The organism is Armatimonadota bacterium, assembly GCA_020354555.1.
Lineage (GTDB): Bacteria > Armatimonadota > Hebobacteria.
Map to the genome: position 1 here is coordinate 4,723,889 of CP070648.1, position 21,763 is coordinate 4,745,651.

Genomic DNA, 21,763 nt, shown 5'->3' on the forward strand with positions numbered 1-21,763 from the left:
GGCGGCGTGGAGGTCCATCAGCCCGCGCAGGGTCGAGAGGAAGTGGTGGCTGTGGATCGCGCGCTCGTAGGGTTTGACGTGCTGGGCGATTTCCTGCGCGAGCGCGAGAAACCGGTCATCGTTTGCGGCGCGCGACAGTAGGACGAGACCGTCGAGGCAGTGCGAGTAGTTGGAGAAGACGGAAATGGCCGGCGATGGCGCGCGGTCCACCGCACCCGCAGGAGAGAGCCAGTGGGGCGCGGTCATGAGGTAATACTCGCCGAGGCGAACCGCCGCGTCGAGTGTGCGGTCGTCGCCGAATACGGCGTGATGCTCCAACAGGCCGCGCAGGAGGAACGCGGTACCGGACATCTGCCACCAGTTCAGCGTGGATATCGCCTGGTCGCCACCGAAGTGGCCGTCGGGTTTCTGGTGGCGAACGATGATCTCAGCGACCTCGTCCAGTTTCGGGTGCGGCCCGAAGGTCGGGGCCAGCGCGCTCAGCGCGCCCAGCCAGCGGCCGGAGACATCGCCCCACCAATCCATCGTCCAGCGCGGCTCTCCGGGAACACGCTCGCCGGGGACTTGCGTCACATCGCTGGTGACCCAGGGGACGGAATACGGTTCATCCCAGAGCAATCGGTCCCGGCACATGGCCATGCGAGCGGCCAGTTCGCCTTTTGGCGTGATGCGAAGCACAGCGGTTCCTGTTCTTGGCGGCGTTCGGGCGGGCCGGTACAAGCCGCCCGCTCAGTCCACCGGAACTGACGAGAGTATCTCGGCGATGACGTCGGCGGCAGTTGTGCCGGCGATGCGCGCTTCGGGGCGGACGATGATGCGGTGGCCGAGGACCGCCGGTGCGAGTCGTTTCAGGTGGTCGGGCAGCACGTAGTCCAGGCCCAAGACGGCGGCGAGGGCCTGCGCCGTGCGGAAGAGGTAGAGCGACCCGCGCGGGCTGGCGCCGAGGTAAACCTGGGGGTGATTGCGCGTCCCGGCCACGAGGTCGAGGATATACTCCTGCGCGCGCTCTTCGACGCGCACCTCGCGCACGGCGTGCTGCATGGCGACGACGGTGGCGGCATCGGTTACCGCCTCGATGCGCCGGATCGGGTGTTCCCGCTGCTGCTCGAGCACGACCGAGCGCTCTACCTCGCGTTCGGGATAGCCGATGCGCAGCCGCATCATGAAGCGGTCGAGCTGCAATTCGGGGAGCGGGTACGTGCCCTCGTATTCGATGGGGTTCTCCGTCGCCATCACGACAAACGGCTGCGGCAGCCTGTGGGGCACGCCGTCCACGGTGACCTGCCCCTCCTCCATGCATTCCAGGAGCGCTGACTGCGTTTTCGGGCTGGCGCGGTTGATCTCGTCGGCGAGCACGACGTTGGCGAACACCGGCCCGGCGACGAAGCGGAACTCCTGGCGCCCCTGGTCGTAGATGGAAACGCCGGTGACGTCGGAGGGTAGCAGGTCGGGAGTGAACTGGATGCGCTTGTACGTGCATCCCAGCGACGCCGCGAACGCCCGCGCGAGCATTGTCTTGCCCACGCCGGGCACGTCCTCGAACAGCACGTGGCCCGCGCACAACAGCGCGACGAGCGCATCCTCGATGACCTCGCGCTTGCCGAAGATGACGCGGGAGACGTTGTCAACGATGCGCGTGGCCGCAGCGGCGACCTGCGCAATCGTCATGCCGGGCGCCGCGGCCTCGACGGGATCCGCCTTTTGGCCCGGCTCCTCTGCGTTCTCTGACTGCATGGGGGAAGAGTTCGGCGGACGAGCGGGGCGCCCCTGCTCCGTCGGGCTGCGCGTGCGGATTCCGGTCTGCGCGAGGCCCGCGGCGTCGCAGGAAAACCAGTGCAATCGAGTCGAAAGAGCACCCGGCTGGGGGAGTGGGGTAGCCGGGACACGGGAGAGCTGCGTCGTCGCCACGGGAGGCTTTCATGACCAACACCGCACAATCAAGTAATCGTTTGCTCGCCGGCGCGGCGCGGGTGGATGTCACCCCGCCGCTGGGGACGTGGCTGGCGGGGTATGCCGCGCCGGACCGTTTCGCTGATGCGGTTGATGATCCGCTCCATGCCACCGCGCTCGCTCTGGAGCAGGGCGATCAACGGGCCGCGTTGGTGGTGCTGGATTGGGTCATCGTCGAGGAAAAAGAGCGTTTCGCCATCGCGTCGGCGGTCGAGAAGCGGGCGGGCATACCTGCCGCTCACCTCGTCATTCACGCGATCCAGACGCACTCGGCGCCACAAACGCAGTCCGTCTGGGGATTCCGCGAGCAGGACACGGCGTACACCGATTCGGTCCTGCCGCGGATCGTGGACTGCGTCTGCGAGGCGTGGTCGCAGCGCACGCCGGCGCGGTGCGGCGTCGGAGTCGGCCGGTGCGACGCCGGCGTCAACCGGCGCCAGATACTGGAGAACGGGGAGGTCGTTCTGGGCGTCAACCCGTTCGGCGCGTACGATCCCGAGGTAACGCTGCTGAGATTCGATACCGCGGACGGTCACCTCGCGACGGTGGTGAACTACGGCGCGCACCCGACGACGCGCGGGGGGCAGCATCGCGCGGTATCGCGCGACTGGCCCGGGGTGGCGATTGACTTCGTCGCGGCGCGCACCGGCGGCAGCGTCATGTTCCTCAACGGCGTCGTCGGCGATGTCGCGCCGCGGAACACGCTGCCCGGTCCGCCGGGGTCGGTCGAGGTCGGCCAGGTGCTTGGGCGCGAGGCGGCGCGGGCGTTCGCAGCGATCGAATGTCGCGACAACGCGGAGTTGCACGTGCTGGCGGAGGAAGTGGCGTTGCCCCTCGCGCCGCTGGAGTCGCGCGAGCTGGCCGAGGAGCGGCTGAAGTCACTGCCTGAGGAGTCACAGGACTGGTTCGTGGTGGCATCGCGACAGCACTACCGGGCGGTTGTGGATGAGTGGGAGCGGGGCGAGGTGAAGACGCACCGGCCCTTCCTGTGGACGCTGCTGCGCATCGGCGACGCGGCGATCATACCGTTTCCCGGGGAACTCTTCGCCGAGATCGGGCTGCGGCTGAAGCAGTACTCGCCGTTCCCGCATACCGTCGTGGCGAGCACGACGAACGGGTCGCTCGGCTACCTGGTGACCCGCGAGGCGCGTGCCCGCGGCGGATTCGAGGTGATGGTCGCCGACACGATATACGGCGCGTACGTGCTCGACCACAGGATTGACGATTTCCTCGTCACGAAGGGGTTGGAGCTGCTGCGCAAGTTGCAGGGGTGACCAGGGTGGAGTCTCCGGGCGGGGGGCAAATCGCGGCCTCAGGATGCGCCGCGCCCGGGATGCGGCGCGCGGGAGCAGAAGGAGTCGCGGCCTTCGGCGGTCGGCGGGACGGCATCCAGGCGTTCCGCGAGCCGTCGCGCGTCGAACGGCGCGTGCCCCTCGCCGTCGTTGTCGAAGAAGAAGTAGACCTCGCGGCGGCGACGGGCGGTGGCGCGGTCGGTAGCCCGCACCGGGTCGTCCCACGCCTTGCCCGCCATCCACGCCCGCGCCCGCTCCGCCCACCAGTCGAGCTGCGCGTCGGTGTAGCGGCTGATGTATGTCTTGTCGTGGCCGTGCAGGCGGCAGTAGACGATGTCGGACGTGATCTCCTCGGCATACGGCCAGTTGCCGGCGGAGTCGGTGAGGACGAAGCCCACGCCGCGCTCGGCCAGCATGTCGAACATCTCGCGCCGAATCATCTTGCGGCTGCGCACTTCCATGGCGTGGGCGAGCGGCCCTTCGTGGGCGCTTTCCACACACGGCGCCTTGACTTTGTCGTCGTGGTGGCGCGCAAGGCGCTGGGCGGCATCGCTGTCCCGGGGCAGCCAATCGAGGAACCGCTGAAACACATCGGGCTGCCATTCCATGCCCGGCGGCAGTTGCCACAGAATGGGCCCGAGGGTGTCGCGTAACTCGAGGACGCCGCTGGCGAAGAAGTTGGCGAGCGGCACGCGATCCTGCAGCCGGGTGATGTGCGTGATGAAGCGGTTGCCTTTGACGGCCCAGCGAAACGCCCGGGCGCCCCGCGTCTCGCGATAGCGCGCCCAAGTTTCCGCCGCCACCGTCCCGTAGAAGCTGGCGTTCAACTCGACGGCGTTGTACTGGCTGATGGCGAAGTCGCGCCAGCGCGCTTTGGGCAGTTCCGTGGGATAGAACACCCCCTGCCAGTGGCTGTAGGAGAACCCGCTGATTCCGACCCAGGCTGCGGTCATGGTGTGTGCTTCGTGAGCGGACACCGCGCTCCTGCCGCGGCGGCGCCGCAAAGCCTCGCGGCCCGCAGCGCGGCGGCGCCCGAGGACTCACGGCGCGTTTCATCGCACCGCCGGGCCCCGCGCTGCCTTGACAACTCGAGGACTTGCCCGCTATGATATATGCGGATTGGCGCATATATCATGCGGAGCCTGAATCGCATATTGCGCGCGCTGGCGGATCCGACGCGGGTGCGCATACTGGCGCTGCTGGACGGGCGCGACGAGCTGTGCGTGTGCGAGATCGTGGACGCGCTGCGGCTGCCGCAGTACGCGGTCTCGCGCCACCTGCGCGCGCTCCGCGCGGTGGGCCTGGTGTCCGCGCGGCGGCAGGGGCGCTGGATGCACTATCGCCTGCACCGCGACATGCGCGCCGCCGACCGCGCGCTTGCGGCGGCGGTGTGCGCGCGCGCGCAGGCGGAGTCCGCGGTGCGTGCAGATGTGCGCCGGCTGACCAAGTGCTTGCGCCCGCGCCGCGGGCGCACCTGCCGCATCGTCAGCGAACGCGAGCCGAAGGAGACATCCCATCGTGGCTGAACAGACGGGGCCGCCCAAGCTCGGCTTCCTAGATCGTTATCTGACCCTCTGGATATTCCTCGGGATGGCGGTCGGCGTGGGCCTGGGATACGTAGCGCCGGGCGTTGTGGGCCTGATCACGCGCTTCCAGGTCGGTACGACCTCAATCCCCATCGCCGTGGGGCTGATCCTGATGATGTACCCGCCGCTGGCGAAGGTGCGCTACGAGGAGCTGGGGGCCGTGTTCCGCAACCGGCGAGTGCTGGTGCTCGCGCTCATCATGAACTGGATCGTCGGGCCCATCGTGATGTTCGTGCTGGCGATCTTGCTGCTGCGCGGCATGCCTGAGTACATGGTTGGGGTGATCCTGGTCGGCCTGGCGCGGTGCATTGCGATGGTGCTGGTGTGGAACGACCTGGCGAAGGGCGACACGGAGTACGTCGCCGGGCTAGTGGCATTCAACGCGCTGTTCCAGGTACTCACGTACTCGGTGTACGCATACATCTTCATCACCGTGCTGCCGCCGTTGCTCGGGCTGAGCGGCGCGGTGGTGCGGGTCTCGATGGGGGAGATCGCACGCAGCGTCTTCATCTACCTCGGCATTCCCTTCCTCGGCGGCGTGATCACGCGGTTCAGCCTGATTCGCCTGAAGGACAAGCAGTGGTATCACGAGCGTTTCATCCCGCGCATCAGCCCCATCACCCTCATCGCGCTCCTATTCACGATTCTCGTCATGTTCTCGCTTAAGGGCGAGTATATCGTGCGCCTGCCGCTGGACGTCATTCGGGTGGCGATACCGCTGTTAATATACTTCGTGGTGATGTGGCTGGCGACGTTCTTCCTGGCCATGCGCATGGGGGCGGACTATCCCAAGACCGCGACGCTGGCGTTCACCGCCGCGAGCAATGATTTCGAGCTTGCCATCGCGGTCGCGGTGGCCGTCTTCGGCATTGAGTCCGGGCAGGCGTTCGCCACCGTCATCGGCCCGCTGGTCGAGGTGCCGGTGCTGGTCAGCCTGGTCAATGTGTCGCTGGCTTTTCGACGGCGGTATTTCGCCGCGGCGGCGCGACGGATCTGAAGGGCGCGGCGAGTTGAGGTAGTGGATGCACAGCGCGACGCTCCCGAGATGCCAGGGGGTGTGACTGCCCGAGGCGAAGACGACCGGATAAGGATTGAGCAACGTCTGAGGGCATACCGCAGGCCGCCCTTTGGGCGATAGGCGGCGCTCGCGGAAGGAGTGATGCGTGAGCAAGCGCGACAGCCGGAAGAAGGAATGGGTGCGAGAGCGTTACGGCGCCATCGCGGCGGGGAAGAGTTGTTGTAGCGCATCATCGTGCTGTGACGCGGCAGCGGCCACGGCGGCCAAGCTCGGTTACGGCGTGAACGAACTGGCCGAGGCCCCGCAAGGGGCGAACCTCGGCCTCGGCAGCGGCAACCCGCTGGCGCTGGACACCGTCGCGCCGGGCGAGATCGTTCTCGACCTCGGTTCCGGCGCGGGATTCGACGCGTTCCTCGCCGCTGCGCGCGTGGGCCCGACCGGCCGCGTGATCGGGGTGGACATGACTCCCGAGATGATCGAGAAGGCGCGCGCCAACGCCGAGCGAGCCGGCTGCGACAACGTCGAGTTCCGCCTCGGCGACATCGAGGCGTTGCCGGTCGAGGACGACTCGATTGACCTCGTTATCAGCAACTGCGTCCTGAACCTGGTGCCGAACAAGGCACAAGCCTTCCGCGAGATCGCGCGCGTGCTCAAGCCGGGCGGGCGCGCGGCGATCGCGGACATCGTGCTCGACAAGCCGCTACCGGAGGCGCTGCAGGACGATCCCGAATTGTACTGCTCGTGCGTCGGCGGTGCCATCCCGCGCGCCGAGTATCTCGAGGGGCTGGAGGCGGCGGGGTTGGTGGAGGTTCGGGTGGTCTCCGAGGCCGATGCGGCCGCATTGCTGGCGGATGACTGCTGTGAGTGCGGCACCGCGGCGAGCGACTTCACCGGCGTGGCGACGAGCATCCACGTGACGGGTCGCAAGCCGAAGCGGGACTGACTTGCGCATGCAATCTGTTGGGGGGTACGGCTGACTGACGTGCGGCGCCGGCGGGCCCTCAGTACGCCCGCCGTATCGCCTCTTCCCACAACGCGAGCTTGATTTGCTTTGCCGCTTCCGCGGCGAGTTCATCGAGGCTCGCATTGTGGAACTCCGAGTCGCCGGGGAGCACGGTGACGACAGGTTCCCCGCGCGCGAGGACGGCCGCTCGCGCACCTCCGTTGACGACGCGCACCTCGTACATCTGGAGATTGGCGAGGATCAGTCGGCGCAGGTCGGTTGCCGCCTTCTCGGCACGCTGCTGAGGCGAGCGCCCGTCGGCCTCGACGGCCGGCTCGAAGATGACGCGGTCGTCGAGCTTGACGCGCCCGATGGTCCGGCCGTTCTCCTCCAGCGACTCCGCCTTGGTCTGCAGGGTGCTCAGCACAAGCCGCGGGTTGAGGTCAACGTCCATGTCCGTGAGCTGGTGAAGCACCGCGCGCGCGCGCCGCTGAGGGTCGGGGTGAGTTTGGAAGATGCCCAGCTCCACGTACGGGCGCGTGAGCTCCATGTGCGCCAGCCCTTGGATCACGGTGAGCATCGCAATGGGGTAATAGCCGGCCTCGTGGAGATAGACGACGGCATTGGTGTCGGCTTGGGTTTCCGCCTCCCGGCTGTAGCCGCTGAGGATTCCGGTCTTGAGCAGGCTGCCGACGAGCACGACGTCGCCGGGGTCCACATTATCGCCGGCCAGGACCGCGGCAATGACCGCCAAGGCCAGCTTGCTATTCATCTTCGCCTCGCGGCGGGCGAGATCCAGTCCGTGCTTGAGGCAGACGTGAGCCATCTCGTGGGCGATGACCGCCGCCAGTTCGTCCTCAGACTCGACGGCCTCGAGCAGCGGCTTGGTGATGTACATGAACCCGCCGGGCAGGGCGAAGGCGTTGATGCCGCCCTTCTCGAGGATCTTCGGCTGGTACTCCATCGCGGGTCGTTCGGTGTGCACCGCGAGGCGCTGGATGATCTTGACGACGCGCTCGAGCGCCGCCGGATCATCGAGCACCTTGAATTCCTTCTCGATCTCCTCCGCAGCGCGCGCGCCGACCTCGAGTTCGGCCGGAGTGGCCTTGCCGCCGTCCGCGGCGGGCGGCGGAGCGTCCGGGGTCGCGACTGCCGTCTCCGCCGCGGGTTGCTGCGCTGGCGCGGGGGCAGGTGTCTCGCTGTCAGCGACGGCGAGAATGGAGAACGCGGCGAGGGCTACGAGGAGCATGGCCGCCGCGCCGTACTGGATTGGTCGAGATTTCCTCACGCTGCGGCTCACTTCCACTTATCGAGGACCCGGGCACGTCCCGCGCGGCACCGGGACCTCGTCCCGAACAGAATTGCCGATCACCGTGTGACCGGTTTGATGGTCGCCGACGCGACAAAACCCGATTAGAGTATACCACAAAGTATGGAACCTAAACAGAGGCATGGGACGATGCAGCAGCACACTCACATGGCTATCGCAATCATAGATCGGCAGACCAGCGGCCGTACCCACGCCGAAGGCTGGCGGAGCCGTGGAGTTTCGGGCAGCATGGCGGCGACGCGGGCGAAGCCGCCGCACCGAAACTCCTCCGGAGTGGGGTTTTGCCGCGACGTGCGCGGCCTCCCGCCCCGCAATGCCGCAAGACCCCATCAGCGAAAGGATATGTGCGCGCAATGGATGAGTGGAATGAGCAGGTTCAGCTCGCTCTGCTCCGCGCTGAGGCTCGCCGACGATATCAGGTACTGATCAACTTCATCAAGGAACAAGTCGAACCAGGATTCGAGTACGCGAACGAACTAGTGCGGGTCGTGCTCTCTGAGCGCGGATGCTACTACGAATTTGTGGATCTCCCCGAGGAGTTCTCCGGGGCGCTGGGCAGCGGTTTTACGCATGAATTCGTGGGCACCGCCGACGCGGTGGCGTTGGCGCACCAAGTCCACGATCTGACCCGGGCGTGTACGGAAGAGAACACGCGCGAGTTCAGCATGCTCGTCGTGTACGAGAGGCAGGGCATCTTCCGGCGCGACGGCACCTACATCTACCATTGCGCCCATCATGGTGAAGCCGACGTCGGGCCGCTGACCGTCGGCTATCACCGGGAAAACCAGCTGCCGCTGTTCCTCAAGCTCCGGGCGGATTCCGACATCGTGACCCCGATCTTCGGCGTGCCGCGCGGGGTTCTGTTCGTCGTCGCCAACCTTTCCGATCAGCATCTGGTGGTCACCATCCCACAGGTTGGCGACGGCCTGGCCGACCTCGCCCAGGCGCCGACGAGCGAGATGATACACTGACACCGTGGGCGGCTCCACTGCGCTCCATGGCCGGTGCGATGGTGCTCGCCGTTCTCCGCGGGGACGCGCCGACATCGGCTCGTGGTTGCCCGGATGAACGGTGACCGCGATCCGGCCGCCGCCTCTATTCCGTCACCTCCCGGATGAAGAGGTCTTTCCAGCGCACCTTGGCGCCGCCGCCGCTGTGCAGTTGAAGCGCGATGACGCCGTCGGTGAACTGAGGGTCAGGGTCGGTGTAGTCCACGGCCTGGAAGCCGTTGAGATGGGTGACGATGCGGTTCCCCTTGCAGGTCACCCACAACTCGTTCCAATCGCCGAAGCGCATGAGCGTGCGCGCATCCTCGTTGGGCTGCGCCAGCCACTGGCGTCCGCCGCTCTCGTACAGGCCCGCGTTCAGGTTGCGCGGCGTGGGGTCAATCTCGGCTTGAATCCCGCGGATGTCCGTGCCGTTCAGAGTCGAGTGGAAGAACAGCCCGCTGTTGCCCTCGGCGTCGCACTTGAACTTGACGCGGACCTGAAAATCGCGATAGGTCTTCTCCGTCGCCAGGTATCCGTATCCCCCTGCGCCGCTTTCGCCGACGATCATGCCGTCCTCGACACTCCACTTTTCGTCGCCGTGGATCTTCCAGCCCGTGAAATCCTCGCGGTTGAACAGCGCCTTCCAGCCGGGGCCGTAGCCAAGATCCTGGATGCGGATGTCCTTCCACCGCACGCGCACCGGTATGATGCCGCTGTGCACCTGAAGCGCGATGATGCCGAGCACGTTCTGGCCGTCGTCGAACTCGACCATCTTGACCCCGTTGAGTTCGGTCGTGATGTGGTCGTCGACGGCGGTGATGCGGTAGTTGTTCCACTCGCCTTCCCTCAGCACGTCGGCCAGTTCCGGCGGCGGCTGTGCCAGCCAGCCGCGTCCCATCGCCTCGCCCCACACGCCGCCGGTGTCGTCGCCCCGCTTCGGGCTCACCTCCGCCTGGTAGCCTTTCATGCGCGGGGTGTCGCGATCTTCGCCCTCCATCACCACGTGCGAGCGGAACTGAACGCCCGAATTGCCGGGCGCCTCAGTCCTGAACTTCAGCTCAAGGATGAAATCGCGGTATTCCTTGTCCGTGACCAACCACCCATAGCGGCCGTCGCCGGTTTCGCCGACGATCTCGCCGTTCTGGACACTCCACTTGCCACCCAGGACTTCGTGCCAGCCGGACAGGTCCTTGCCGTTGAACAGAGGTTGCCACTCCGCCGCCGTCGCTGGCATTGCGCAGAGCATAATGGCGATCAGTAGTGCCCCGATCCTCACCATAGCCTCCCGTGAACAGTGGTTCGTTTCATGCGCAGCTTTCGGCGACTCTCGCGTCTCGTCCTGCATGCGCGCTGCCGCATTGGCAGGCAGCGCGGTAGTTGCCGATCCTGCTTCCGCCATGTCGGCCGCGCCGGGAGGAATGCGCGGCATGCCGTAGAAGCGTACCGTCGGCCACCGCCACGGTGGACCGATGCGCGAGATGGTGCGCGACACGGCGGAATCCGCGCCACAACACACTGCTATGGATAGGAGCGTGCGGTAATGCGCAGAGTGATGACGGTCGCGGTGTTGGCTGCGCTGATGCTCGGCCTTGGTGCGGCGAATGCGGAGGTCGTCCTGGATCCCGGCGCCGTCACAGGCGTCGAGCGGTTCACCCACGTCAGGGCGGTCGTCGCGGACGACCAGTCAGTCATGGCCTGGCTCTCCGCCGAGCCGCTGCAAGGCGGCCAGGTCTTCGCGGCAGGGTCAACGGACGAGGGCGCCTGGAGCGAGCCCGTGCAAGTCAGCGGCGGCTATCCGGACTGGGTGGCCTCCGACGGCGGCGCGGGGGAGTTCTCGCTCGTCCGGGCGTCCAACGGCGCGTACTGGCTGGTGTGGAGCGCGGACACGGGGTGGCGAGCGCAAGTCGGCGGCGCCCACGGCAACTCCGATTCCGAGTTGACGTACGCCATCACGAGCCCCGACATCTGGGTGTCGCAGTCACCGGATGGGCGTGCCTGGAGCATCCCCGAGCCCGTGGCCATCGCCCCGACTCCGGACCGCAACCCGGGGATCATCGAGATGCCCGACGGACGCGTTGGCGTCATTTGGATCTCTGCGCGGGACGGGAACGCCGACTTGTCTCTGGCCTTCGCCGACGACGCCGGCACGTGGGGGGAGGCCGTGCAGATCACCACAGATCCTGCCCGTGACAGTCAGTACGAGTTGGTTCACGTCGGGCCCAAGTTCGTCATCGACACCCGCGGCCGGCTGACCCTCGCATGGGTCTCCGAACTCAGCGGGCAGCCGCAGGTCTACAGCGCGGTGTCCGCTGACGGGCGCACGTGGTCGCGGCCCGTGCGCGTCAGCGGCGGTCCTGGCGACAAGGGTTTCCTGACGATCGAGGAAGCCGGCGGAGGCTACAACTTGTACTGGAGCACAGCGACAGATGAGGGCGAGCAGCGCTGGGCATCGCGCTCTGCGGACTTCGTGACGTGGGGCGAGCCACGACTCGCTCCGGTGGGGAAGTAATTGGGCTCTCCGACGCCTGACGCCGACGAGCTGCGGGTCGTGATCGCCGCGGGTGGCACGGGCGGGCACATCTATCCCGCGATCGCGATCGCTCAGAGCCTGACGGCTCGCAACCCCGGCGCGCGCATCCTCTTCATCGGCACCCGCGAGCGTATGGAATCGCGGATCGTGCCCGCCGCCGGATATGACTTCGCGACCATCGCGGTGCGCGGGTTGCGCGGCAAGCAGCCGCTGCTGCGCCGCGCGCGCAGCCTGTGGGGCTTGCTGAGCGGACGCAGCCTGCGCCACAGCCGGCGCATTCTGCGCCTGCAGCGGCCGCACGTGGTGGTGGGCATGGGCGGTTACGTCAGCGGGCCGGTGCTCCTCGCCGCGCGCCAACTGCGCATTCCGCGGATCACCGTCGAGCAGAACCAGCAGCCCGGTTTCACGAGCCGGGTCACCGCCCGCATGTCGCAGGCGCTGTGCGTCGTGTCGCAGCAATCGGCCGGGTACTGTCGGGAGCTATTCGGAGAGCGCCTCCGCATCGAAGTCACCGGCAGCCCGATCCGACGCGAGATCGTCGACACTGCGCGCGATGATGCCCTATCCGCCCTTGGGTTGTCGCCGGATCGTCTGACCATACTCGTCACGGGCGGCAGCATCGGCTCGCCCGCGATCAACGCCGCGTTCTCCGACGCGGTGCAGCACCTGGCGCGGGATGAATCAATCGCGCGCCGCATTCAGGTGCTGCACCTCACCGGCAGCAGAGACCCTATCGACCCCGACCGGGAGGTGCTCGCGGCGGCGGGCCTCCCCTATCAGGCGCGCGAGTATCTCGACGAGATGCACCTTGCCCTTGCGGCGGCCGATATCATCGTCACCCGAGGCGGGGGCATGGCGCTGGCGGAGATTGCCGCGCGCGGCATTCCCGCAATCGTCATCCCGTGGTCGGGGGCCGCCGGCAACGAGCAGGAGCAGAACGCGCGGCCGCTGGCGGAGGCGGGCGCGGCGATCATGATCCACGACGCCGACCTCACGTCCGGCATACTCGCCAAGATGCTGCGTGAGGTGATTGAGGACGACGAGCGGCGAGAGGCAATGGCGCGCCGCAGCAAAGCCCTCGGCCGTCCCGATGCCGCGGACCGCGTGGCGGCGATAGTGGAAGAGTTGGCGAGGACAAGAACAGAGTAGGTGGGAAGGATGAGCGGCGTCCCGACGCCCGACTGCGAGCTGTTGCTGTTGCTACTCCCCGGCTAACGAGAACTCAGCATCCCCCGACTCCGGCGCATCGCCCAGCCGCCGCGCGCCTTTGAGGCGCTTCACGTAATACGGGTCGTAGACGCTCGTCGTGACGACCCTTCCGGCACCGCTCGAGGCGTGGATGAACTCGCCGTTGCCGATGTACATCCCGACGTGCGAGATACCCCTGCGGCTCGTCTTGAAGAAGAGCAGGTCGCCTGGTTCGAGTTCCGCGAAGCGCACCGCGCGGCCGAGCCCAAAGAGTTGCGCGGCGCTGTGGGGGGCGCGGATGCCATGCGCCCGGAGCACGCGCGCGATGAGCCCCGAGCAGTCCATGCCACGGCTGCTCATACCGGCCCAGCGATAGCGCACCCCGCTGTATCGCTGCGCCGTACCCACGAGCCGGCTGCCGGATGCTGGGGACGGTTCCTCACTGCTCTCCACAGCGGGCGAGTCGCTGGTGAGTTCTATGGAGACGTCAAACGCCTTGATGCAACTATCGAGGACGCTCGCGGTGACGGGAGCGGCTTGCGGCAGCGGCGTTACGCGAGCGAGGAACTGCATGCTGTTGAGAACAGCCTGACCTGCGTCAATCTGGGCGGGGGGGTCGGGGGGCTGGGTTGCTGCTGGCGGCGGAATGCACGCCAGCATCAGGAAAAACGCACATGACGCGGTCAGGAATGGAAACCTGCAATGCGGCAGCAACAGAATCGCACCTCACCGGGTAGTCCTCCACGCGGCGCACGGCACTGACGCTAGTTGAATGAGCCGGTCCGCCTCCCCCCAGCGGGATGCGGTATGTTAGCATGAATCCGCGGCGCTGTAAACCCCTGAGACAGGTTTTTTCACAAGATATAGCCCCTGGCGGCGGGCTGAACCTCTACATATAGTGCGCTCGCCTCGCGCTCGCAGGCGAGAGCGGAGCGGGTCCCAGGGCGCTGCGGACGGCCAGCCGCAGGCCTCTCGCCGCCGGCAACTAGCGGCCGCCGGTGAACGCCGCAGCGATGGCATAGCCGATATACGGCGCGAGCCCGAGGCACAACAACGCGGCGATCAGGACATCCACGAGGGTTCGCAGCCGCAAGCTCACGGCGACGGGAGCTTTCGTGACCGGGCCTGTAATCAGGGGCAGGACGATGCCGGCATACGCCCACAGGCTCACGGCGCCGAGAGCCGCGGCGCCGACGGTGGCGAGGAAGAGAACTCCGGGAGCCCGCAGTCCCGCATGTATCACGGCGATCTTCGCCGGCAGCCCAGCCAGCGGCGGCAGCCCCACCAGCGACATGCACGCGAGCGCAAAGCAGAACACAGCCCAGGCCGATGGGGCGGCGTCATCCGGCAGCGGAAGCGAATCGCCTGCCTCGGCACTCAGCGCGCGTGCGGCGATCCACATCAACCCAACGCCGGCCCCGGCGGCGATGGCCTGGAATACCGCGGCGGTATGGCCGTCGCCCTGTCCGCTGATAAGGCTCGCGGCGAACCCAAGCAAGACGTAGCCGCCCTGAAGAATCGCGGAGTAGATTACGACTGCTCGCAGCCGCGCGGCGAACAGCCCGGCCGCACCCGTCGCCATCGCCGCCACGGCGCCCGCCAGAACGAAGTACCCGAGTATCTGTGTCGCCAGCATCGGCACCAGCTACCCTCCCGTCAGCGCCCGCGCGATATCAAGTAGATAAGGCCACCACAGACCCGGCGCGAGGCCGAGCGTCAGAGACACAACGACGACCGCGCCCAGCCACCACCAGTGCCAGGCGCTTCCGTCCGGGCGCGAGGTCGGCGCCCCTCGCCGCCAGCCGCTCAACGCCGCTCTGACCGCATAGACTGCGATCAGTGTCGGGGCGATGAGCGCTGCCAGGAGCGGGGCGACGGATCCAGCTTGCCACGCGGCGGTGGCAACGGCGCGCAGTCCCGAGAAGCCGGCGAGCGGCGGCAAGCCCGACAGTGTCCATGCTCCGGCGATGGTCGCGGCCAAACGGACCGGGGCTGTCCCGGAGGTGCGGCGCAGCTCGCTCCAGGTACGCGCGGAGTTCCCGCCCATGGCCCCGGCGGCGAGCAGCGGCGCAGCAAGAGCAAGTGGCGCCACGAGCGCCAGACTCCCGGCGAGCGCGCCCGGGCGTCCTTGCATCGCGAGCCCAAGGCCGAACGCGACCTGGCCCGCGGCGGCGATGAAGACATGGCTCGCGGCAGTGCAGATGTCATCCGCGAGCACCGCCCGTGCGCCCGCGTACGCGACGGTGAGGAGCCCCAGCGCTATTGGCACCCACGCGACGGCGGCGGCGGCATAAGTCGGAAGGATGTAGAATACCAGGCGCACCGAGGCGTACGCCGCGATCACGATGGCCGAGCCCAGCAGCGCGAGATTCCACCGGCCATAGGCGCCCCGGCACAGGTCGAGCGCCCAGAAATGCACCGGCACGAGCGACAGCCGGACGCCGAGGCCGAGGGCGAGCATGACACCGACCCACTTGACCGAGGACAGGCGATGCACCAGTAGGCCCGACCCCACCGTGTAGATGTGCGTGTCGCGGGTCAGGTTGGCGACCCACACGATCGCAACGAGCAGGCACACACCCCCCGCGCAGTTCCAGGTCAGGAAGCGCCGACCGACGGGATTCGGGGGAGCGAGCGCAGCCCACAGCGCCACTACGGAAAGCTCCCAGAACATGTAGAGCAGGACGAGGTCGGCGGCAAGCACGACGCCGGTGAAGGCGCCGGCCGTCGCGGCAAACGCGGCCCAGCGGACGTGATTTTGCTGTCCCCCGGCGGCTGCCCACAGCGCACAGATCAGGAGCCCCGCCAGCGTCGCCAGCAAGGCGTAGAGACCGAGAGCATCAAGCCGCAGCCGAAACTGGAAGAAGTCCGGTGTCCAGAGGTAGTCGGCGAAGGCGTCGCCCCCGCGCGCGATGATTCCGCCCATCGCGGCGCTCACGGCGAGGGACAGCCCGATCGCGCTGATCGCAGTCACGGCCGGAGCGGCGACGGCGGACTGCCGTTCATGGGCGGGTATGAATCGCAGGACGCGCGGGAAGGCCGCAATCACGGCGGCCGCAATGAACGGGAACAAGAGCAACCAGTTGAGAAGTATGCTCTCCGGGGCGTTCAATGAGCCGCCCCTGTGGAGTCTTGGGTATGACCCGGTGGCGCCGTGCGCCGCGCCGTCGAGAGTCCTGCCGAAAGGGGCTGTTGAGCAGCATGCCCGGGTTTGAGAGCCCTGCGGTAACGCAATGACCCCATCAGGCTAGCGGAGAGGGAAGTTGCCATTGGCGGTCTCGACTGTCGCCTCCACGCGGTCCAGCTCCTCGCCGTGCTGGTCAACCGCCGTAACTTCGATGGTATGCTTGCCGTCACGTTCCAGCCGCGTGTCCCAGAGATACGTGAAGTGGCTCATGTTGGACACGGCTTTGCGCACGCCGTCAATGGTCAAACGGATGAAGAGTGCCGGCCCCTGGTACTCGACGGTCAGGACTTGCTCGCCTGACAATTTCTCCTCAGCGGACAGGTAGAGGAAGAGTTGCGGTACGGGGGACTCGAACTCAGAGTCTTGCGCCGTGCTCGAGGTGTCGGTTTCCGGGGGCATGACCCCCTGCGCCGGCGCCGCGCCGTCCCCGCCTTCGGACGCAGCGCTTGAGCTGCCCGTCCCAGGCGCAGGCGCGCGATCCGCCGGGGCCGCCGGCGCGGTCTCCCATCCGAGCGGGGGCAGGCACCACGCGACGGCCACCTGCTCCGGCACCTCTCCCGTGTAGGCGGCATGCTGAAGCAAGGTCGCCAACGCCCCCATGAACTGCGCGGGGGTCAGGCGCACGCCCTCGATCCACACGCCGGAGGGCAGATGGCCGGTGCCCTCGGCGATGTCAGCCGTGGGGCGCGCCTGGGCGAGTAGATCGGCCGCCGAAATCACTTGTTCTTGCCGGACGTCGCTGGTCTGGTCGGTGCGCTCCAGCGGCCCGATCGTCTGCGGCGGCAGCGGCGCGGATTCCGGGGTCATCCCGTCTTCATAGCCGTTGCCCAGGAATCGCGCAAGGAGGACAAAGACACGGGCGGCCGAGAGTGGTTCGCGCCTGCCGTCGCTCAGCGTCACGGCTGCGCCGGTCGGGATGCGCCCGTCTCTCGCCAGGCCGCGTGCGACGACGTCGGCGACGCGCAGGACTTCATTTGCCTCAATGACGACGGTCTGGAATGGCTCGACATCCATTGGCACGGCAGGCTGCGTGCTGCGTGGGGCCTGCGCGGCTATGCGGTATGCCGTCAGGACGCTCAGCGCGAGGACGAGGACTGTCACGGCAGGCACGCGGGGGCGGGTTACCAGCTTCAACGGGTCGCGGACTCTCATGACTGCTCACCTGCGGCGGGATCTTCCATGCGTTCAATTCGCGGCAGCCGCTTGCCCAACCTTGCCACGATCTCGTGCACGACGGTGCGTTGTGCGTCGGCCAGGTCGTTCGCCGTGATCTGCTCGCCCATTTGCTCTCCGATCAACACGACTTCGTCGCCGGCTTTCGCTTCCATGTCTCCCAGATCTACAAGCATCTGATCCATGCAGACCGCGCCCACAACGGGACAGCGGCGCCCGCCGATGAGCACGCGTCCGACGTTCGACAGCGCGCGCGGGAACCCGTCGGCATAGCCGACCGGGACGGTGGCGACACGCGTCGGCCGCTCCGTGACGTAGAGCCCGTTGTAGCTCAGAGGGTGTCCGGTGGGCACACGCTTGACGCAGACGATCCTGCTTTTCCAGGTGAGCGCCGCCGCGAGCCGCATCTCCGTCAGCTCGCGGCAAAGGGGGTTGAGCCCGTAGATCAGGAGCCCCGCCCGCACCATGTCAAGACGCATCTCCGGGAAGCAGACGGTCGCGGCGCTGTTGGCGAGGTGGCGAAGCGGCGGACGTATCCCGTGCGCGTCGAGTTCGGCCACCACCTCCTGGAACCGCTGCGCTTGACCGAGGGCGTAAGCCGTGTCGTCGTGGTCGGCGGTCGCGAGATGCGAATAGACGCCTTCGATGCGCAGGCCCGGCAACGCCGACACCAATTGGGCGAATGAGAGCACCTCGTGCGGCCACACCCCAAGGCGGCCCATCCCCGTGTCAACCTTGATGTGCGCGCTGATTTCGCGGCCGGCTGCCACGGCTGCCTGCGACAGCGCCGTGGCCATTTCCTCGCTGGTCAGGGTCTGCGCCAGGTCCTGCTCGACGACCTCCGCCGCCTGGTGCGGCAAACCACAGCTGAGGATGAGGATCGGGGCGGTCAGGCCGGCGGCGCGCAGTTCAGCTCCCTCCTGCACGTTGGCCACGCCGAGCCAGGACGCCCCGCCGGCGATGGCCGCGCGCGCCGCTGCGACAGCGCCGTGGCCGTAGCCGTCGGCTTTGAGTATCGCCATGACCCGCACGTTGGCGCCGACGAAATCGCACACGGCGCTCGTGTTGCGCCTTATGGCCGAGGCGTCAACCTCAATCCAGGCGTTCCAGGAGTTCTTCACAGCGGGCACAAGCGCCACGACGGCATCCCTTTCGCGTATCGGGGATGTTCGACGAGCGTACGTCCCATTCCTCCGCCCAACCAGGGACGGAGAGGATTGATCTCCTGCATCCCGAACCTATCTATGGTCGGCGCGGCGGGGCCTGCGCCCTGCTCAGCGCCGATCGCGCGTATGAGATGGGGTTCGCGTGTTGCCGCAAGGCAGGCAGACAGGAACCGTGCCCACGTACCCCATTCCGGAAGAGCGCCGGATGCATCCTGCGCGCGCCGAAGCTCATTAGAGGAGTCGTTGAGTGATCAAGCGCGTTCTACCGACGCTGGCGATATGCTCGATTGCCGCGTTGCTCGTCGTCGGCTGCGGCGGCAGTTCAGGCCCCGGCATCGGCTCCATACAGGGCTACGTCTTCGGCCAGGTCGTGGCTGACACAGGCGGCTCCGCGCCCGCGATCGCCATCGGGCGCGCCGCGACGCCTCCTGCCGGATACGAGCCGGTTCAGGGGGCCGTAGTCATGGTGACCGGCAGTTCCACCATCGCCACCACCGACGCCCAGGGCTACTTCCGGATTGACGACGTCCTGTCCGGCGTGCAGACGGTCAGCGTGACCAAGTCGGGCTACCTCACCGGGATTGCGCAGGTGACGGTCCTGCGAGGGCAACTGGTGACGGTCGGGGACACGCTGCTCAACCCGTCGGAGCGCAAGTGGACGATCCTTGTCTTTCTCAACGCCGACAACGATCTCGACCCGTACGGCGTGCTCGACGTCAACGAGATGGAGACGGTGGGTTCGTCGCCGGAGGTGGACATTCTGGTACAGATGGACCGGTACAGCACGAGTCCGGACTGGACCGGATGCCGGCGCATGCGCATCATGCGCGACAACAATCCGGCGACGATCACTTCGCCGGTGCTGCAGGACCTCGGCGAGGTGGACATGGGGGATTGGCGGGTGCTGCGGGACTTCGTCGTCTGGGGGACGACCAACTACCCCGCGGAGCACTACCTGGTGATGGTATGGAATCACGGGGACGGGTGGCGGACCACCCAGGCGGCGGCACTCAAGCAGGTCAGCCCCGCGACGCGGAGCATTTCCTCGGACTGGACGAGCAACACGCAGATCAAGATCACCGACCTCCCCCGCGCCTTCGACGTGCACCCGCGAGTTGACATCGTCAGCTTCGACGCGTGTCTGATGCAGATGGCCGAGGTCGCGTATGAGCTGCGCCACTACGGCGGTCTCGTCGTCGGCTCGGAGGAAATCGTCCCCGACCAAGGCTATCCGTACCAGACGTACCTGAGCGCCCTGGTCGCCTCGCCGACCATGATGCCGGAGCAACTGGCCGAGGAGATGGTCACGCAGACCCTGGACTTCTACAACTCGCAGCCGGATTCTTACAACTACCGATGGCTGACGCAGTCAGCCGTGGCGCTGGCGCAAATGGACGGCGTCGCGGTGGCGCTCGATGGCTTTGCGCGCGCGCTGTCCGCGGCGATGCCGGCCTACACCGTGGAGATCACGTCGGCCCGCACGCAGGCGCAGAGCTACTCCGGCAACCGCGACCACAAGGACCTCTACGATTTCGCGCGGCTCGTCAACGAGCTCGTGCCCAAGGACGACGTCAGGCTGGCGGCGCAGGCGCTGATGATCGCGCTCGACGACGCGGTGCGCTCGGAGGCGCACGGCGACGCGCGCCCCAACTCCCACGGCCTCGCGATCTTCGTGCCGAACCGCTTCGACTATAACGGAATCTACAAGACCTCGTATCAGACGCTCGAGCTGTCCCTCAATACCGCGTGGGATGAATGGCTCGCGGTAAGCCCGCCGTAGGCCAGGCGCTCGGAGGCGCACGCCGGGCCCGAGACCGCCTTCTGCCCCCTTGCGCAGCCCGCGCCTGTCAGAGTCGAGCGGCCACGTCCTCCCACGGCTCCAGGTCGCGCGCGTCGGTCGCAACCAGCCAGTCGAGCAGCCGCGAGCGCATTTCATCGGCCACCGCACGATACTCCACGTCGCCGACGAGGTTACGCAATTCCTCGGGGTCATCCTCGAGGTCGTACAACTCCTGCGCGCCGCCCGCCCTCGGGTCGTGGACATACTTCCACCGCCCCGCGCGCACCATGCACGCCGACCCCAGCTCGCTGAAGGCGGCGCCGTCACCGCACGTTGCATCTCCGCGAGCGAGAGGCATGAGGTCTTTCCCGAAGGTTCCGTCGGGTGGCTCAACGCCCGCTAGTGCGAGGATTGTGCGATAGGGGTCAATGATCTCGGCGGGCGTCGAGCATACCGCGCCCAGAGCGGGGCCGCGATAGTCGGCTGCCAGCAGCGGTATGCGCGCCGACCCCTCGTAGAACACACTCTTGTTGACGAGCCGGTGGTCGCCGAGCATTTCGCCGTGGTCGCTGGTATAGATGACGACGGTGTTGTCGAGCACGCCGGATTCCCTGAGCGCGGCAAGGATGCGGCCGCACCAGTCGTCAATGTTGCTGACCAGCCCGTAGTACTGAGCGGCCATCGGTTTGACGTCGGACTCCTCGAGCGCGGGCATGCCGCCGCGCTCCGAGCGCTCCCGCTGCCTGGCGGGCTTGCCCTGCAGCGTGTCGCTCCACGCAATCGGCAGGGGCATGTCGGCGGGGTCGTACATCTCGCCGTACTCGCCCGGCGCATCCCAGGGGTCATGTGGTCCGGGGAAGGAGACCCAGAGGAAGAACGGCTGCGGCGGGGCGGACGCGAGCCACTCGATGGCTTTGCGCCCGGTGAAGCTATCGCACTGCTCGTCGCGCGGCAGGGGAGACGGCTTCGCGAAATACACGGGCTGCCGCTTTCGCTCCCGGTAGTCATCGCGGTGCACGTCAAGCAGGCCGAGTTCCTTGAGCTGTGCCGTCCAATCGCAATCCGCGCGCATGGAACCGAACTTGCCCATGACCTGGACCAGGTGGTCGAACCCGAACTCGCGCTTGAGGAAACCGGCGGCCTTTCGCATGTCGTAACCGGCGGGCTGCGGCAGCAGGTGGTGCTTGCCGACGAATGCGGACGTATAACCGGCATGTTGCAGCGCCAGGCCTACCGACCGACGGCGCTCCTCGGGGTTTATGACGCAGGCGAGGTTGCCGATCATGCCGTGGTTGTGGTTGTATCGCCCGGTGGCGAGTGACGCGCGCGCCGGCATGCACAGCGGCGAGGTCGTGTAGGCCCGAGTGAAGCGGCAGCCCTGGGCGGCGACGGCGTCGAGCGCGGGCGTCCGCACCACCGGATGCCCCTCGCAGCTCAGCGCGTCGCCCCGGTGCTGGTCGCTCATGAGCAGGATGATGTTGGGCAGCTTCGGTTGGCGAGCGGTCGAATCGGCGGCCAATGTGTACCTCCCGTATCGCCGGTAAGGCGTTATGGATGGATGCGGGACACGACTTCCTGCCTTCGACGGGGGACGCTTCCTGTTCCTGCAATGGAGGTTGGGCCGGAGCTGC

At 67.3% G+C, this 21,763-nt stretch carries 19 protein-coding genes; 8 read left to right on the forward strand and 11 right to left on the reverse strand.

The features are described from left to right. Positions 1-678: hypothetical protein (locus JSV65_19400; GenBank protein UCH34656.1), on the reverse strand; the 678-nt coding region annotated here is incomplete at its 3' end. A gap of 51 nt (positions 679-729) precedes the next feature. After that, entirely contained in the window at positions 730-1,668 is a 939-nt protein-coding gene (locus JSV65_19405) for a MoxR family ATPase (GenBank protein ID UCH36853.1), read from the reverse strand. Between the two features lie 251 nt (positions 1,669-1,919). Between JSV65_19405 and JSV65_19410 the strand changes: the two genes are divergently transcribed. After that, the gene (locus JSV65_19410) at positions 1,920-3,224 is read left to right on the forward strand and encodes a neutral/alkaline non-lysosomal ceramidase N-terminal domain-containing protein (GenBank protein UCH34657.1); all 1,305 of its coding nucleotides are present in this window, start codon (positions 1,920-1,922) and stop codon (positions 3,222-3,224) included. Positions 3,225-3,262: 38 nt separating this feature from the next. On the opposite strand, the gene JSV65_19415 is transcribed toward JSV65_19410, so the two are convergent. After that, positions 3,263-4,195 (reverse strand): DUF72 domain-containing protein, encoded by a 933-nt coding sequence (locus JSV65_19415; protein ID UCH34658.1) that lies wholly within the window; start codon positions 4,193-4,195, stop codon positions 3,263-3,265. 180 nt (positions 4,196-4,375) lie between these two features. On the opposite strand from JSV65_19415, the gene JSV65_19420 reads away from it, so the two are divergent. The 3 genes from JSV65_19420 (at position 4,376) to arsM (ending at position 6,789) form a co-directional block, all read left to right on the forward strand. After that, positions 4,376-4,768 (forward strand): winged helix-turn-helix transcriptional regulator, encoded by a 393-nt coding sequence (locus JSV65_19420; protein ID UCH34659.1) that lies wholly within the window; start codon positions 4,376-4,378, stop codon positions 4,766-4,768. A gap of 64 nt (positions 4,769-4,832) precedes the next feature. Further along, positions 4,833-5,825, forward strand: a complete 993-nt coding sequence (gene arsB, locus JSV65_19425; GenBank protein UCH36854.1) for an ACR3 family arsenite efflux transporter — start codon at positions 4,833-4,835, stop codon at positions 5,823-5,825. A gap of 166 nt (positions 5,826-5,991) precedes the next feature. Then, on the forward strand, positions 5,992-6,789 hold the full coding sequence (arsM, locus tag JSV65_19430) for an arsenite methyltransferase (GenBank protein UCH34660.1): 798 nt from the start codon (positions 5,992-5,994) through the stop codon (positions 6,787-6,789). 58 nt (positions 6,790-6,847) lie between these two features. Here arsM and JSV65_19435 read toward each other — a convergent pair whose 3' ends face one another. Then, positions 6,848-8,077 (reverse strand): M48 family metalloprotease, encoded by a 1,230-nt coding sequence (locus JSV65_19435; protein UCH34661.1) that lies wholly within the window; start codon positions 8,075-8,077, stop codon positions 6,848-6,850. 395 nt (positions 8,078-8,472) lie between these two features. On the opposite strand from JSV65_19435, the gene JSV65_19440 reads away from it, so the two are divergent. Then, positions 8,473-9,090, forward strand: coding sequence for a hypothetical protein (locus JSV65_19440; GenBank protein UCH34662.1), 618 nt, complete (start codon positions 8,473-8,475; stop codon positions 9,088-9,090). Between the two features lie 124 nt (positions 9,091-9,214). On the opposite strand, the gene JSV65_19445 is transcribed toward JSV65_19440, so the two are convergent. Beyond that, positions 9,215-10,387, reverse strand: coding sequence for a DUF1080 domain-containing protein (locus JSV65_19445; protein ID UCH34663.1), 1,173 nt, complete (start codon positions 10,385-10,387; stop codon positions 9,215-9,217). A 261-nt stretch (positions 10,388-10,648) separates the two neighbouring features. Between JSV65_19445 and JSV65_19450 the strand changes: the two genes are divergently transcribed. Beyond that, positions 10,649-11,617 (forward strand): exo-alpha-sialidase, encoded by a 969-nt coding sequence (locus JSV65_19450; GenBank protein ID UCH34664.1) that lies wholly within the window; start codon positions 10,649-10,651, stop codon positions 11,615-11,617. Further along, positions 11,618-12,787 (forward strand): undecaprenyldiphospho-muramoylpentapeptide beta-N-acetylglucosaminyltransferase, encoded by a 1,170-nt coding sequence (gene murG / locus JSV65_19455; GenBank protein UCH34665.1) that lies wholly within the window; start codon positions 11,618-11,620, stop codon positions 12,785-12,787. Positions 12,788-12,838: 51 nt separating this feature from the next. On the opposite strand, the gene JSV65_19460 is transcribed toward murG, so the two are convergent. The 5 genes from JSV65_19460 to JSV65_19480 all read right to left on the reverse strand — a co-directional run bounded on the left by JSV65_19460 (position 12,839) and on the right by JSV65_19480 (position 18,325). Further along, a complete protein-coding gene (locus JSV65_19460; protein ID UCH34666.1) occupies positions 12,839-13,399 on the reverse strand; it encodes a C40 family peptidase in 561 nt (186 codons plus the stop codon). Positions 13,400-13,811: 412 nt separating this feature from the next. After that, positions 13,812-14,468 carry a hypothetical protein gene (locus JSV65_19465; protein UCH34667.1) on the reverse strand — a complete coding sequence of 219 codons (657 nt, stop codon included), beginning with the start codon at positions 14,466-14,468 and terminating at the stop codon, positions 13,812-13,814. A 3-nt stretch (positions 14,469-14,471) separates the two neighbouring features. Further along, positions 14,472-15,938, reverse strand: a complete 1,467-nt coding sequence (locus JSV65_19470; GenBank protein ID UCH34668.1) for a hypothetical protein — start codon at positions 15,936-15,938, stop codon at positions 14,472-14,474. A gap of 135 nt (positions 15,939-16,073) precedes the next feature. Continuing rightward, positions 16,074-17,165, reverse strand: coding sequence for a hypothetical protein (locus JSV65_19475; protein ID UCH34669.1), 1,092 nt, complete (start codon positions 17,163-17,165; stop codon positions 16,074-16,076). Further along, on the reverse strand, positions 17,162-18,325 hold the full coding sequence (locus tag JSV65_19480) for an alanine racemase (GenBank protein ID UCH34670.1): 1,164 nt from the start codon (positions 18,323-18,325) through the stop codon (positions 17,162-17,164). Before JSV65_19480 ends, JSV65_19475 begins: the two co-directional genes overlap by 4 nt. A 274-nt stretch (positions 18,326-18,599) precedes the next feature. Here JSV65_19480 and JSV65_19485 point away from each other — a divergent pair, with 274 nt between their 5' ends. Further along, positions 18,600-20,132 carry a carboxypeptidase regulatory-like domain-containing protein gene (locus JSV65_19485; protein UCH34671.1) on the forward strand — a complete coding sequence of 511 codons (1,533 nt, stop codon included), beginning with the start codon at positions 18,600-18,602 and terminating at the stop codon, positions 20,130-20,132. 67 nt (positions 20,133-20,199) lie between these two features. Here JSV65_19485 and JSV65_19490 read toward each other — a convergent pair whose 3' ends face one another. Next, positions 20,200-21,651: a sulfatase-like hydrolase/transferase gene (locus JSV65_19490; GenBank protein UCH34672.1), complete on the reverse strand. Its 1,452-nt coding sequence runs from the start codon at positions 21,649-21,651 to the stop codon at positions 20,200-20,202. Positions 21,652-21,763 lie beyond the last annotated feature (112 nt).